General features: G+C 65.6%; 16 protein-coding genes. 11 read left to right on the top strand and 5 right to left on the bottom strand.

Features of this window, described 5'->3' with window-relative positions; translation table 11 throughout:
• Positions 1 to 9: 9 nt before the first annotated feature.
• Complete coding sequence (locus tag MYCSM_RS06185) at positions 10 to 486, top strand: gamma-glutamylcyclotransferase (protein WP_015305287.1); 477 nt, start codon at positions 10 to 12, stop codon at positions 484 to 486.
• Between the two features lie 65 nt (positions 487 to 551).
• Here MYCSM_RS06185 and MYCSM_RS06180 read toward each other — a convergent pair whose 3' ends face one another.
• From MYCSM_RS06180 to MYCSM_RS06170, 3 genes are all read right to left on the bottom strand, one after another.
• Positions 552 to 1439, bottom strand: a complete 888-nt coding sequence (locus tag MYCSM_RS06180; RefSeq protein ID WP_041311406.1) for a hypothetical protein — start codon at positions 1437 to 1439, stop codon at positions 552 to 554.
• A gap of 133 nt (positions 1440 to 1572) precedes the next feature.
• Positions 1573 to 2742 (bottom strand): amidohydrolase, encoded by a 1170-nt coding sequence (locus tag MYCSM_RS06175; protein WP_015305285.1) that lies wholly within the window; start codon positions 2740 to 2742, stop codon positions 1573 to 1575.
• The gene (locus MYCSM_RS06170) at positions 2739 to 3920 is read right to left on the bottom strand and encodes a M20 family metallopeptidase (protein WP_015305284.1); all 1182 of its coding nucleotides are present in this window, start codon (positions 3918 to 3920) and stop codon (positions 2739 to 2741) included. The genes MYCSM_RS06175 and MYCSM_RS06170 overlap by 4 nt, the downstream gene beginning before the upstream one ends.
• A 57-nt stretch (positions 3921 to 3977) precedes the next feature.
• Between MYCSM_RS06170 and MYCSM_RS06165 the strand changes: the two genes are divergently transcribed.
• Positions 3978 to 4772: a purine-nucleoside phosphorylase gene (locus tag MYCSM_RS06165; protein ID WP_015305283.1), complete on the top strand. Its 795-nt coding sequence runs from the start codon at positions 3978 to 3980 to the stop codon at positions 4770 to 4772.
• Here MYCSM_RS06165 and MYCSM_RS06160 read toward each other — a convergent pair.
• Entirely contained in the window at positions 4718 to 5821 is a 1104-nt protein-coding gene (locus MYCSM_RS06160) for an AbrB family transcriptional regulator (RefSeq protein WP_015305282.1), read from the bottom strand. The genes MYCSM_RS06165 and MYCSM_RS06160 overlap by 55 nt on opposite strands.
• Positions 5822 to 5929: 108 nt before the next feature.
• Here MYCSM_RS06160 and MYCSM_RS06155 point away from each other — a divergent pair, with 108 nt between their 5' ends.
• Positions 5930 to 6382, top strand: coding sequence for a MarR family winged helix-turn-helix transcriptional regulator (locus MYCSM_RS06155; protein ID WP_015305281.1), 453 nt, complete (start codon positions 5930 to 5932; stop codon positions 6380 to 6382).
• Positions 6379 to 8034, top strand: a complete 1656-nt coding sequence (locus MYCSM_RS06150; RefSeq protein ID WP_015305280.1) for a phospho-sugar mutase — start codon at positions 6379 to 6381, stop codon at positions 8032 to 8034. Before MYCSM_RS06155 ends, MYCSM_RS06150 begins: the two co-directional genes overlap by 4 nt.
• On the opposite strand, the gene upp is transcribed toward MYCSM_RS06150, so the two are convergent.
• Positions 8031 to 8654 carry a uracil phosphoribosyltransferase gene (gene upp, locus MYCSM_RS06145; RefSeq protein ID WP_015305279.1) on the bottom strand — a complete coding sequence of 208 codons (624 nt, stop codon included), beginning with the start codon at positions 8652 to 8654 and terminating at the stop codon, positions 8031 to 8033. The genes MYCSM_RS06150 and upp overlap by 4 nt on opposite strands.
• Before the next feature lie 49 nt (positions 8655 to 8703).
• Here upp and MYCSM_RS06140 point away from each other — a divergent pair, with 49 nt between their 5' ends.
• The 7 genes from MYCSM_RS06140 (at position 8704) to MYCSM_RS06115 (ending at position 13728) form a co-directional block, all read left to right on the top strand.
• Positions 8704 to 8991 carry a type VII secretion target gene (locus MYCSM_RS06140; RefSeq protein WP_015305278.1) on the top strand — a complete coding sequence of 96 codons (288 nt, stop codon included), beginning with the start codon at positions 8704 to 8706 and terminating at the stop codon, positions 8989 to 8991.
• Positions 8991 to 10007, top strand: a complete 1017-nt coding sequence (locus tag MYCSM_RS06135) for a C40 family peptidase (RefSeq protein ID WP_015305277.1) — start codon at positions 8991 to 8993, stop codon at positions 10005 to 10007. Before MYCSM_RS06140 ends, MYCSM_RS06135 begins: the two co-directional genes overlap by 1 nt.
• A gap of 19 nt (positions 10008 to 10026) precedes the next feature.
• Positions 10027 to 11475 (top strand): recombinase family protein, encoded by a 1449-nt coding sequence (locus tag MYCSM_RS06130; RefSeq protein ID WP_015305276.1) that lies wholly within the window; start codon positions 10027 to 10029, stop codon positions 11473 to 11475.
• Between the two features lie 284 nt (positions 11476 to 11759).
• Entirely contained in the window at positions 11760 to 11933 is a 174-nt protein-coding gene (locus MYCSM_RS37025) for a hypothetical protein (protein ID WP_157681284.1), read from the top strand.
• Positions 11930 to 12229: a hypothetical protein gene (locus MYCSM_RS06125; protein ID WP_015305274.1), complete on the top strand. Its 300-nt coding sequence runs from the start codon at positions 11930 to 11932 to the stop codon at positions 12227 to 12229. Before MYCSM_RS37025 ends, MYCSM_RS06125 begins: the two co-directional genes overlap by 4 nt.
• A gap of 96 nt (positions 12230 to 12325) precedes the next feature.
• A complete protein-coding gene (locus MYCSM_RS06120; protein WP_015305273.1) occupies positions 12326 to 13135 on the top strand; it encodes a hypothetical protein in 810 nt (269 codons plus the stop codon).
• Positions 13136 to 13470: 335 nt separating this feature from the next.
• Positions 13471 to 13728 (top strand): hypothetical protein, encoded by a 258-nt coding sequence (locus MYCSM_RS06115; protein WP_015305272.1) that lies wholly within the window; start codon positions 13471 to 13473, stop codon positions 13726 to 13728.
• Positions 13729 to 14037 lie beyond the last annotated feature (309 nt).

Raw genomic sequence — 14037 nt, 5'->3', positions numbered from 1 at the left:
CTTTCCCCCGTGCCGCTATACGCCGCGTACGGATCGAACATGCATCCGGAGCAGATGCAGGAGCGCGCTCCCCATTCACCGATGGCGGGAACGGGGTGGCTGCACGGCTGGCGGCTGACATTCGGTGGCGAGGACATCGGTTGGGACGGCGCACTGGCCACCGTCGTACAGGATCCGGATTCGAAGGTCTTCGTAGTGCTCTATGACATGACTCGAGAAGACGAGAAAAACCTCGACCGCTGGGAAGGCTCAGAACTCGGCATCCACAAGAAGATCCGATGTCGGGTAGAGCGCACGTCGTCGGACACGACGACCGATCCTGTGCTCGCATGGCTGTACGTCGTGGACGCGTGGGAGGGTGGCATCCCGTCGGCGCGCTACCTCGGCGTTATGGCTGATGCCGCCGAAATCGCCGGTGCGCCAGCGGAATACGTCCACGATCTGCGGACCCGCCCGGCGCGCAACATCGGGCCGGGCACGTCGTAACTTTCTACGCCGAGCGACCGTGTCTGTACGCGACACGCCGGTGTTTGTTGGCAATTTGCGGTCACTCACGCTGCACGAGCGACGCGTAGTTGCCTGTCGATCCGCCCAACGAACTCCCATGCCCGGTATCTAACGTCTTCGAACACGATCGGGATGACGGTCCACCGGATGTCCAGCAGAGCTCCTTGACGCCTGCGGTCGCTGCGCATTGCGTCGGGGCCGCTGTGAAAGTCGACCCCCTCGTATTCCACTGCCACGCGTTCTTCAGGCCACGCAAAATCAACGCGTCGGTGCTCACCATTGCCATCGATGAGCTCGTATTGCAGTACCGGCGTCGGTAAACCTCCGTCAATCATGGCAAGTCGCGCCTCGCTCTCCATCGGCGATTCAGCTAGGCCATCGGCCAGCGGAATCAGGTCGCGGACCGCGACGATTCCACGCCGTCCCGACTGTTGTGCGGCCGAACGCCACAATTCGACCCGCCGACAGGTTCCGCTGCGTAGCGCCGCGTCCAACGTCGCCAAGGCACGAGGCCTCCGGAGGCTGCGAGCGACTTCGACTGCCGTCCAGGCGGGCGCCGTGGCCAGGCGTTCACCCACCTTGACGAGCGGCGCGCCGTCGCGCCGATGCACAACTAGTCCGTCCGTTGAGCGCAGTCGAGATCCTGGCGGACTGAGTACGTGAAGATCGCGCGGCTCTTCCGTGTCGAATCCGTGCAGCGCGGCCGCAGTGCCCAGGCAGACCGCGACCTCGGTGCCGCAGGAGAAGTCCAAGCCACGCAATCGCGCAAAGTCATCAGCCTCGCCGCGACAGTAGATGCCTGGCCACAACCGTTCCAGCACACCGTAATTCACCTGCGCCTCAAAGCCGCGTCTCGTCAGGTAGTTCAATATTTGGCCACTGCTCGCTATCCCACGTTGACGGTCAAAGAGGGCCTCGAGCTCTGGATGCATGCCTCAGATAGTCACTGGCGCATCGACGCAACGGTAGACGCTCACGGCGAGCCTGTGGATAACCACTGCCGAGCGACCGCGGATTGCCAGCACACGGCGGCGTGTCGTGTACCGACACGGTCGCTCGCGGTGATTAAAAAACGGCGGCTTGGTCGATGATGTTGACGAGCACGCGAACCCCCACCGCCAGCGACCGCTCGTCGAGATCGAACGTGGGCTGATGGAGGTCGAGCTGCGGACCGCGGCCCGACCACACACCGAGCCGCGCCATCGCGCCGGGCACCTCCTCGAGATACCACGAGAAGTCCTCGCCACCGCCGGACTGGCGAGTGTCGCACAGCACGTCGGAGCCGACCTCCTCGATCGCGTGGGTGAGGATGCGTGTCGAGATCTCCTCGTTGACCACCGGCGGCACCCCGCGGCGGTAGAGCAGGCTGTGCTCGATGCCCAGCGGGGCCATTAGCGACGAAACAGTCTCGCGCACAATCGATTCCAGCGAATCCCAGGTATCGCGGCTGGCAGTGCGGATGGTGCCGGCCAGCGTGCCGGTCTGCGGGATCGCGTTGGCGGCCACGCCCGCATTCACTGCGCCCCACACCATCACCGTTCCGTTGCGCGGGTCGATGCGGCGCGACAGCACTCCGGGCACACCGGTGATGAGCGTGCCGAGCCCGTACACCAGGTCTCCGGTCAGGTGCGGTCGCGACGTGTGCCCGCCATGGGACTGCAGCGTCACCTCGAGTTGATCGGCCGCCGACGTGATCGGGCCCGGCCGCACCGCGACCTTGCCGACCGGCAGCCGCGGGTCGCAATGCAGCGCGAAGATACGCGACACCCCGGTCAGCGCACCGGCCGCGATCGCGTCGATCGCACCGCCCGGCATCAGCTCCTCGGCCGCCTGGAAGATCAGCCGCACGCCGACCGGCAGCTCGGGCACAGACGCCAGCGCCAGCGCCGCGCCCAGCAGGACCGCGGTGTGCGCGTCGTGGCCGCAGGCGTGCGCGACGTTGGGCACCACCGACGCATACGGCGCACCCGTGCGCTCGGCCATCGGCAGCGCATCCATATCGGCCCGCAACGCGATCCGTGGCCCGTGCTCCGGCCCGAAGTCACAGGTCAGCCCCGTACCGCCGGGCAGCACCTTCGGGTTGAGGCCCGCGTCCGCCAGATGCGACGCGACGAATTGAGTGGTCGCAAATTCCTGACGGCCCAGCTCCGGATGCGCGTGAATGTGCCTGCGCCACGCGACCATGTCGTCGTAGTGGGCATCCAGCCACAGTTCGGTGGCTTCGGGCAGGCTCATGACGCCCGCCTCGCGTGCAATTCCAGCACCCGCTCCCGCTCAGCAGGTGTTTCGGCCAGGCTGACGACGGTCCTGGCGAGCATGATCGCGCCCTCGATCACAGCCTTATCGGCACTCGGCCCCGCCGCGGCCGCGGTGAACGCCGGCTGGTGAATGGACGCGCCACCGGCCTCGACGCCGACGATCGGGTGGATGCCGGGCATCACCTGTGTGACGTTGCCCATGTCGGTGCTGCCCAGCGGCAGCGTGTGCTCGACGTTCTCGGCCACCGGGTTGCGACCCATCCGCACCATCTCGTCCCGGAACACCGAAGACAGCCACGGGTCGGGCGCCAACTCCGCATACGCGGGCGCCGTCTCGGTCACGGTGTGCGTGCAGCCAGTCCCGACGGAACCCGCCGCGAAGCAGCCGGCCATCTTGTCCTCGAGGTCGTGCAGCGACTCGGAGTTCACGGCGCGCATCGTGTAGAGCAGCTCGGCCCGCGCGGGAATGACGTTGGTGGCCTGCCCGCCGTCGGTGACGATGCCGTGCATCATCTGGCCCGGCACCAGATGCTGTCTCAGCAGACCGATGGCCACCTGCGCGACGGTGACCGCGTCGGCGGCATTGACGCCAAGATACGGCGCGACGGCGGCATGCGATTCCTTGCCGGTGTAGCGCACCGTCAGCTCAGACAGCGCCAACGAGCGCGCGGCCGCAATATCGATGGGACCGGGATGCAGCATCACCGTCGCCGCGATGTCGTCGAACGTTCCGGCCTTGAGCAGCAACGCTTTTCCGCCACCGGCCTCTTCGGCGGGAGTACCGATCAGCGCCACGGTCAGGCCCAGCTCGTCGGCCACCTCCGCCAACGCCAGCGCCGTTCCGACAGCCGAAGCGGCGATGATGTTGTGACCGCAGGCATGTCCGATGTCGGGCAGTGCGTCGTACTCGGCGCAGATGCCGACGACAAGTGGCCCACTGCCGAAGTCGGCGCGAAACGCGGTGTCCAAGCCGCCGGCCGACGCGGTGATCTGGAATCCGCGCTCGGCGACCAATGTTTGCGTCTTGGCGCAGCTGCGGTGTTCGGCGAAGGCGAGTTCCGGCTCGGCGTGAATCGAGTGCGACAGCTCCACCAGATCGCCGCTGCGTCGCTTGACGGCGTCTTCGACGCTTATCGACGCGGTGGCGGTGGGCATCTCAGCAGTATCTCACTGTCCCGACGACTAGCTGGTCGACGGCTAAGCTCGCAAACCGTGACAAGCCCGGCAGCGGCTGCGCAGGAAGCGGCGCGCGCCATTGACGAGCGCACCGGCGTCGACGCGCATGACGTCGCCGTCATCCTCGGTTCGGGCTGGGCGCCGGCCGTGGCGCAACTGGGCGATCCGGTGGCCGTGGTGCCGATGGCCGAGCTGCCGGGGTTCGTCGCACCGACGGCCGAGGGGCATGGCGGAGAGGTGCTGTCGCTGCACGTCGGCCCCCACCGGGTATTGGTTTTCGTCGGCCGCATCCACGCCTACGAGGGACACGACTTGCGCCATGTCGTGCATCCGGTGCGCGCTGCGTGCGCCGCGGGCGTCGGCACCGTCTTACTGACCAACGCGGCGGGCGGACTGCGTACCGACTACACCGTCGGCCAGCCCGTCCTGATCAGCGACCACCTCAACCTCACCGCGCGGTCCCCCTTGGTCGGGGCGCAATTCGCGGACTTGACCGACGCGTACTCGTCGCGGCTGCGGACCCTGGCTCGCGAAATTGATCCGACACTGGCCGAGGGCGTCTACGCGTGCCTGCCGGGACCGCATTATGAGACGCCTGCCGAGATCCGGATGCTGCGCACACTCGGGGCGGACCTGGTCGGCATGTCCACCGTGCACGAAACCATCGCGGCCCGCGCCGCGGGTGCGCAGGTGCTGGCGGTGTCGCTGGTGACGAACCTGGCGGCCGGCATGACGGGCCAGCCGCTGAGCCACGACGAAGTACTCGAGGCGGGCCGTCAGTCCGCGACGCGGATGGGCTCCCTGCTCGGCGCGGTGATCGCGCGGGTCTGACGTCCGAACCGCTTACTCATCCACACCACGCTGCGCGCCATCAGCGGCGCGGCGAACAACATCAGAAGGATGCGCACCACCTGCGCAGCGATGATGAACGTGACGTTTGAGCCGGTTTCGGCGGCGGTCGCGAGCACTGCATACACGCCGCCGGGACTGGTGGCGAGGTAACCCTCCAGCGGTGTCAGCCCGGTGAAGCGCGCCAACAGCACACCGAGGCCGGCTGTCGCGACGCCGAGCGCGACGATCAGGCCGATTGCGGCGGGCAGCATGCGACCGATGGCGCGCAGCGACTCGGCGGTGAATGCCAGCCCCGCCTGCCAACCGATCACCATGTAGCCGACCTGCACGAGCACCATCGGCACGGCCAGGCCAAACGACAGCCCGGACAGTTCCAGTGCGACGGTCAACGCCATCGGCCCGAGCAGTCCCGCACCCGGCAGCCGGATCAACTTGCCGACCATCGCGCCGACAAACACCAGCACAATCAGCATGCTGACACTCAAATACCAAGGGGCTGAATCTGTTTCAGCCACTGAAGCGACGCCGCGTGACTTGTCGGCGTGATAGACGAGCGTCACCACGACGGGCATCGACGCGGTCACCAGGGCGACGCGCAGGTACTGCACGACGGAGACGACGCGGTCGTCACCGCCGAGTTCACGGGCGATCGCCACCAAGCCCGATGCGCCGCCGGCCACCAGTGCCAGCGATCCGGTCAGCGGGCTGACGTCACGGTGCAAGCCGAGCAACGCCCCGGCGACGATGCTGAGCAGCAGGGTGGCGACGGCGATCGCCACCACGATCGGCCAGTCGTTTCCCAGCGCCCCGACAGAGTGCTGGTGGACCATCGTCCCGATGTAGACACCCAGCACGCCCTGCGCGGCCACCCCGGCCCTCCGCGGTATCCGGGCGGGCGCCAGTGACGCCAGCGCAAGCACGACCCCGACAGCGAGTGCGGCGAACAGTGCGGCCGACGGCACATCGACGCGGGTGAGCGGGACCGTCACAGCGACGGTCACTGCTATCAGCGAGGCCCACCTGAGCATCCGTCGCATCCACCCCATATTGATTACAAGTATGCCCTTGCTATTGTGGCCGACGCAACATGCAGTGATACGCGTGACATACAGAATTTGCCAAGGTATACCTTGGTTATGACGCGCATTGACTCCCCAGCAACCGAACTGCGGGAATCGATCATGGCGGTGGCAAGGCAGATGCGCAGGCGCCGACCCGACCACGGCCTGACGTTGAGCCAGATGGAGCTGCTCAGTGAGATCAGCCGTGCCGCAGTCACCACTCCGGCCGAACTCGCGAACCTATTGCACGTACGGGTGCAGTCACTGACCGACAGCATCAACGAACTGGTTAGCCGCGACCTCGTCGTGCGTCGACCCGACGAAGCGGATCGGCGGCGCCAGCTCATCGAGCTCACGGACGCCGGTACCGCGCTGCTGGACGCCGACCGCGCCGAACGAGATGCCTGGTTACACGCGACCATGCGCGACAACCTGACATCGTTGGAATTCGACCTGCTGATGCTCGTGGCCCCCGTGCTCCGCAAGCTGGCTTACTTCGACGCGAAAGCGGGCACACTGGCGCTATGACTTCGTCGCCGCGCCAGGCGAGTATGGTGCCGCCGTCGGTCGCGCAGGAGTGGATCTCTCACGACCCTGATCCCCAGACCGCGGCGGAGCTGGCGGCGCTCAGCGAAGAGGAGCTCGAGGAGCGCTTTGCCCAGTCGCTGAGGTTCGGAACTGCGGGCTTGCGCGGGCCGCTGCGTGGCGGGCCGAGCGGAATGAACCTGGCCGTCGTTCTGCGGACCACGTGGGCGGTCGCCAAGGTGCTCAAGGATCACGGCATGGCCGGCAAGCCGGTGGTAGTGGGGCGGGACACGCGCCACGGATCCGAGGACTTCGCCCTCGCCGCAGCGGAAGTCCTTGCCGCCGAGGGCTTTGTAGTGACGTTGATGTTCGTCGCGGTGCCTACACCGGTGGTGGCGTTCGCCGTGCGTCACAACCGCGCGGCCGCGGGCATCCAGATCACCGCCTCGCACAACCCGTCCTCGGACAACGGCTACAAGGTGTATTTCGACGGCGGGTTTCCGATCGTTCCGCCGATCGATGAAGAGATCGAACGGGCCGTCGCGGTAGCGCCGCATGCCGACGAGATTCCCCGTGGACATGTCACGCCGTCAGGTGTTGACGCGGTTCAGCACTACATCGACCGCACCGCGCACGTCCGGCACACTCACGGGTCTGTGCGGGTGGCGTTGACGCCGCTGCACGGCGTCGGCGGCGAGTTCGCGATGGACGCGCTGGTGCACGCTGGCTTTCGCGACATCCACGTCGTCGAAGACCAATTCGCACCCGATCCCGACTTTCCCACCGTCGCCTTCCCGAATCCGGAGGAGCCCGGCGCTGTCGACGCCCTGCTGAGGCTGGCAGCAGAGGTCGACGCCGAGGTCGCAATCGCGCTTGACCCCGACGCCGACCGATGTGCTGTGGGGATACCGACCGCGCAGGGTTGGCGCATGCTCTCGGGGGACGAAACTGGTTGGCTGCTAGGCGATTACATTCTCTCGCAAATCGATCCCGGTCCCGTCTCGGAAGGCATTGCGGTGGCCAGCTCCGTGGTGTCGTCGCGCATGCTGGCCACTATCGCCAAGGACCACGGCGCAAGGCACATCGAGACCCTGACCGGATTCAAGTGGTTGGCGAGAGCCGATGTCGACTTGGCCGGCTGCACGCTCGTCTATGCCTACGAAGAGGCGATCGGTCACTGCGTCGACCCGGCCGCGGTCCGCGACAAGGATGGCATCAGCGCGATGGTGTTGGTCTGCGATCTTGTTGCCGCGCTGCGGGATCAGGGCCGAACAGTGCTTGACGCACTCGATGAGCTAGCCCGGCGCCACGGGGTGCACACCACCACAGCAGTATCGCGACGGGTGGCGGACGTCGACGAGGCCGAAGCGGTGATGGCCCGGCTTCGCGCGACACCGCCGGATCGATTGGCCGGCTTCGAGGTGACGGCGACCGACTTGCTCCATGCGCCGGGACACCTGCGCAGCGATGCGCTGGTGATGTTCGGCGGTAGCGGTGAGAACTGGGTGAGGATGGTGGTCAGGCCATCGGGCACCGAGCCAAAAGTCAAGTGCTACATCGAGGTTCGATGTGCGCATGCGAGCGGCCTCGAGGAGACGCGCGCCAGGGCACGGGCGATCCAGGACGAGCTGGTGTCCGTCGCGCAGCAGTTCTAATGCGGGCCGAACTGCCGATCACCGGCGTCGCCGAGACCCGGCACGATATAGGCGATGTCGTTGAGCCGCTCATCGACCGTGGCGGTGAACAGGCGCAGGTTCGGCGCGATTTTCTCCAGCGCCGCAATGCCTTCGGGCGCACAGACGACGCAGATGGCCGTGATATCGGCGGCGTTGCGCGAGTGCAGCAGGCCTATGGTGTGCGCCATCGAGCCGCCGGTGGCCAGCATTGGGTCAAGCACCATCACGGGGTGTGTGCTCAAGTCATCGGGCAGCGACTCCAAATACGGTGTGGGCTCGTGGGTTTCCTCGTCACGCGCCACCCCGACGAAACCGACGCGCGCCTCCGGAATCAACGCGTGCGCCTGATCGACCATGCCCAGACCAGCGCGAAGCACAGGCACCAGCAGCGGCGGATTGGCCAACCGGCATCCTGTGGTCTCCGCCAGCGGCGTTCGCACCGGGATGGTTTCGCAGGCGATATCGCGCGTCGCCTCGTACACGAGCATCAGCGTCAGGTCTCGTAGCGCGGCACGGAACGCCGCGTTGTCGGTGCGCTCGTCGCGCAGGGTGGTCAGCCGTGCGGCGGCCAGCGGGTGGTCGACGACGCGCACATCCATGCGCCGACAGTAGTGGAACCGAACGGCCGCCGCGGCCGTCCTAACACCCATGTTCGCCGATACGGATGTCATCCGCGCCCTCGGCGCGGCACACGCTGAGCACGCGGCCGAGCTCGCCTCTGTCGCTGCGACCCTGTCCTCGATGCCCGACGGGACGCTCGGTCCGGTCGGTGCCCGCTTCGTGGCGGCGCTGGCGGAGGCCACCGGCGAGGCGTCACGTTCGGTGACCACGCTGGCCGACCGCTTGACGGCCGGATGTCACACGGCGCACGCGTCGGCGGCCGCGTATGAGAGCGCCGACGAACGCGCCGGGACCCAGGTGTCCGGGGTGTACTGATGCCGAGTGCCCTGGTCGCGGCACTGGCAGCGCCCATCCACGAGGTGCAGGCGCTCGTTGGCCCCGGATGGTCGAGCGATCCATTTGGTGCAGCGCACAACACGCTCGCCGGCATCGCGGCGGCCTCACAGCGGGCGTGGAGCCAGGCCGAGATGAACTGGTCCGGCACCGCATCGGATGCGGCGGCCGAGTTCGCTGCGACGACGATCGCCGCGGCCAATGCGCTGGCGCAGAGAGTGGGCGAGCTGGGGGCGACGGCCCAAAACGCGAGTGCCGCGGTGGCCCGCGCGCGTGAGCGACTAGGGACGATCGTCGAGGAATTCGAGGCTCGCGCTGCTGCGCTCGAGCCATACCTGGACTCGCCCGGCGGCGTCGAAGGGCTGATGGCCGAGGCGCGGCGGTCACTCGAAGAGGCCGTCGCGGTCGTCGAGGAGCTTCGGTCCGACTTGGACGGTCACGCCGCCGCACTCAGCGCACCGGCGGCCCCGTCCTCGCCCGCCGCGACGACGCCCGCAGGCATGGGCAGTGCGTCGATGCCGTCGATGCCGTCGCTGGGCTCTGGATTCGGCGGCAGTGCGCCGATGAGCCCGATGTCGGGGATGGGCGGAGCGCCTGGTCCGGATGGCGCGGATGATCTGGCGAGGTTTGCCTCACATGACGCGCCGTTGCCCGACGCCGCGGCATTCGGCGACGGCTTCGCTGTCCGATTGCCGGATGGCAGCACGGCATTGGCGCCAAACGCGGTGGCCGCCAGCGCGGTTCGGCATGCGCTGACCCAGCTCGGAGTGCCCTACCAGTGGGGCGGCACCGCTCCGGGAGTCGGCCTGGATTGCAGCGGGCTGACACAGTGGGCGTATCACGAAGCGGGACTGAACATCCCGCGACTCGCACAGGAACAGGACATCGGTGCTGCGGTTAATGCCGGCTCATTGCGGCCGGGCGACCTCGCGGTCTGGGACGGCCACGTCGCCATGATCGTCGGAAACGGCACGATGATCGAGACTAGGTATCAATAACGGTGCCTATACTGCAGAGATGCGCGCGATCGTCTACTGTCGGGTTTCCAGTGATCAGACCGGCGAGTTTCGCTCCGTTGAGAGCCAGGAGGAAGAATGCCGTGCGGTCTGCGCACGCAAGGGCTGGGATGTCGCCGAGGTCCTCGTCGACAACGATCGCGGCGCTTCGAGGTTCTCGACCAAAGATCGCCCGGAGTGGCGCAAGCTGTCGAACATCCTGGAGGAGGGCGACGTCCTCGTCATGTGGGAGGCATCGCGTGCACAACGCGACGTCGCGCGCTATGTCGAGCTGCGTGACCTCCTCGCCGAACGCGGTGCATTGTGGAGCTACTCCGGAAAGCTCTACGACGTGTCGAGAGGTGACGACCGTTTCAACACCGGACTCGATGCCCTACTTGCCGAACGCGAGGCTGAGCAGATCCGAGAGCGCGTGCTACGGGGCAAGCGCGCCGCCGCGCTCAAGGGTCTCCCCGGCGGGCGACCGGCATGGGGCTACAAGTGCGAGAGGGACCACACCGGGCGCACGACGGGGTGGGTCATCGACGAAGAGGCCGAGCCCCTTGTCCGGGAGGTCTTCGAGCGCGTGCTGGCGGGCGAGTCGCTGTGGGCAATCACGCGCGACTTCACGGCACGTGGCATCCAGCCCCCGCAGTTGCAGAAGAATGCCCGCAAGGACTGGAAGCCTCAGTCGCTGCGGGTGACGATCTCTTCGCCGACGTACGCGGGATGGCGTCAACACCGAGGCCAGCTGCTGCTCGACAACGAAGGCAACCGCGTCCGGGGTCGGTGGCGGCCATACATCACTGACGCCCAACACGAGCGGCTGCTGGCCATCTTCAGCGCCCCAGCCAGGAAGACGACGACGCACCGAGGGCGCGAGCCTCGCCATCTGCTGACTGGTATCGCTAAGTGTGGGATCTGCGGGGCAGTCATGCGCTATTCGGATGCGCCGAGTAGCCGTGCGAGGGCCGCGCGCTACCTATGCGAGAAGCGGACGTGTGTCGGTAGGCGGGCCGATGCCGTAGACCTTCTGGTCGAGGAGACAATCCTTGAACGGATGGAGCGCCCCGATGCCATCAAGCTTTTCGCCCAGGCGGGTAACGATGCCCTGACACAGGCCCTGGAGTTGGCCGACACCTTGCGTAAGCGCCTAGCGGGCTTCGTCGATCAGGCTGCAGACGGCAAGATCTCCCCCGCGTCTCTCGCGACGATCGAGGCCAAGCTGCGGCCCCAGATCGATGCCGCTGAGGCCAACGCACGCGCCACAGTCACCTCGCCGCTGGTGGCCAGGCTTGCCGGTCCCGATGCTCGCCAGACGTGGGCGCGCGACTTCACAATCATCGATCGCCGGACCGTCGTGGCCTCGCTGCTCGATATCAAAATCAAGAAGGTCCACCATGGGAACACCCAGAGGTTCGATCCTCGTGACATCGACGTCATCTGGAAGACAGCGCAGGTCAGCGCGTAGATTCAACTCACTAAGGGCACCTGACTATAGGCGGACTATAGGCTGAAAGTCACACGCGCCCAATTGATTCCGCGCAATTGGGCCTTGTGCTCGTAAATCGAGCAGGTGTAGTGTCCGCGCTTGGAACACCTGGAAACGGTGGACCAGATCATCGAGGCCTTCACATGCCCGGTCGGCACTCGATGGCGTGATTCCGAGGACCGAGGCGAATGAGTTCACTTCGCCCCTGTCCGGTCTGACCTCGGAGTCACCCAGTGCGTACTCTTTCCTCGCGGCATGCCAGCGTGGCCGCTCTCAAGCGCCACCGTGCCGCTGACGACCCTGAACTCCTCTCCGCCAGCGTGCAGCTACGCGAAGAGGTCCTTGTCCGTGCCGTTGAGAAGGCACTCGAAAAGTCTCCTCCCCTCACCGAGGCTGTGCGACAGCGCATCGTTGGCCTGCTGGCGGTCGCTCAATGACGCCCGAGACCATCGAAGCAATCCGCAAGCGCGCCACGGAGTTGGCTGACGCGGCTCCTCCATTCACCACCGAACAGGCTGCACTTCTGGTGAGCCTGTTTCGGCGGTACTCGACTCCGGCCACGGAGGCCTCAGTAGGCGCACAGGTCGGCGACAAAGTGCCGCCGCGAGATATGAGGGCAAGTGCCCCAACCACATCGCAGGCTCGGGCCTGCACCCGAGGCACCCGCGACATTGGTCCGATCAACACGATCGAGGAGGCCAAGAGCGCTGTAGCAGCACTTATTTCAGCCTGATATGAGAAGGAGACCCTGGCCGAGACCAGGGCCTCCGTTACCAACTTGGAAACACCCAAAACTCCATTGAAGAACCACCAACAAGGAGCTACCGCAATGGTATCCAACAAGACCCAGCACGAGAAGCCTGATTCCGAGGCAATCCGGATGGTCCTAGATCAAGCCCTTGGCCAGGTGAAGGCCACCACGTTTACCGTGCTGTACACCATCGGCCAGCTAGTCCAGAAGACTCCAGGCAGTCCGATCACTATGGCCAAGATCTCCATGGTCTGTGGTGTCGGGGAAAGGACGACCAAGGCTGCCGTGAAGGAACTTCATAAGGCCCTGATCCTCGACATCATCGAGACACCCAAGGGCAATGTCTTCGAGTTCATCTCACCTGCAACAGATCCGGACAGATCTAGACATCTCCAGGTCCACGATGACCATGAGATCCCGGCGATCTCCCGGATCGAGAGGGGTGCAAATTTTTCCGGTACCACTAGTGAGTCATATAGAAGTACAGAACAAGACAGGTCTATTACTAGGTCTCTTGAACAAGTACCTGGAGTAACTAAGAGTGCTCCGGAAACACGCTCCCAACGACCTGGTCGACTCAACATCTTCAGCCCCGAGATCCAGGACCTGGTGGACCACTTCGAGTCTCTGGTGCTACCTCATGCCAAGCAGAGGATCACGGCCCGACGTCGGGCTAAGTGGTATTCCTCGGTGATCTATCTGGTCTTCACCCGGAAGCGTCCCCTGGCGGAGATCCACTCAGTCTTCGACTGGCTCTTCACCGACTGGCACGGATACCTGCCCATCTGGATGCCCAGGGAAGAGGAACGCAAGATCACCCGCGTGGCTCAGATCTCGCGGAACTACGACTCGATCCTGGAAATCATGAGTCGGAAGGAACCGGCCTGAATGAGAAGCACTCGAAGCACTAAGAGCGTCATCGAGAACCTCGATCCTGCTACGGCCCTCCTCGGTGGTGCTCCAGGGTTCAAGGGCGCGGCCTGTGGGGGCGAGTGGCGACTTTTCGTCCCACCTGAACCTGGAGAGTCCCGAGACGAAGTCCGCACGCGCTACAAGGCCGCACAGCGCATCTGCCGGTCCTGTGTAGTCCTGCAGCAGTGTGAGGACTGGTTTGAGTCGCTTGCGGCTCAGGACGGCTGGCGACCTGGCGGAGTCGTTGCGGCTCAGGTGCGAAGTTATTCTCCGGGCAGGCGCAGCCGCGACGACGACCAGGAGGCTGCAGCATGACACGGCGTAAGTACCGGTCGCTCGCCGAACGGCTCGGCCAGACAGCGATCACGAGTCAGGCGGTCCTGGACGCGCAACGAGTCCGTTGCGATGCCTTCATTGATGTCATGGTCGACGTCGCCAGGATCTCCAGTTTGTGGCCGAGGCCAGAGTCCACCGAATTGGCCCTGAGCGACCCGCAGACCGATCAGAAGAGTGCCGGGCAGCAGAGTCCCGTCCCCGGGAACAGTGACAGGAAATGGCGCTATGACTAAAACGAATAGAGGTAGCACCAGTGGTCGCAGGCACACCAGCGAGCTGAGTGACCAACAGCTACTGGCCTCAGCGTGGGCGCAGCTGCACAACAAGCCCAAGACGGATAGCAGTGGCTGTTTCCGTGCGAGATACCCAGGAACTTGCCCACGCTGTGAGAAGCGCATCGCCGTGGGCCAGGAGATCCACTGGGTGGTCCAGTTCGGTGGCTATGTGCACCGAGGGTGCAAGACAAAGGCTCCAGTTCTAGAAGGCGGAAAACCCCACATCGTCACCGTGCGCAGGGTCTCCATGGCCACCAACGTCTGCCG

This window comes from Mycobacterium sp. JS623 (assembly GCF_000328565.1).
GTDB lineage: Bacteria > Actinomycetota > Actinomycetes > Mycobacteriales > Mycobacteriaceae > Mycobacterium.
This window is presented reverse-complemented; position numbering and strand designations above follow the sequence as displayed.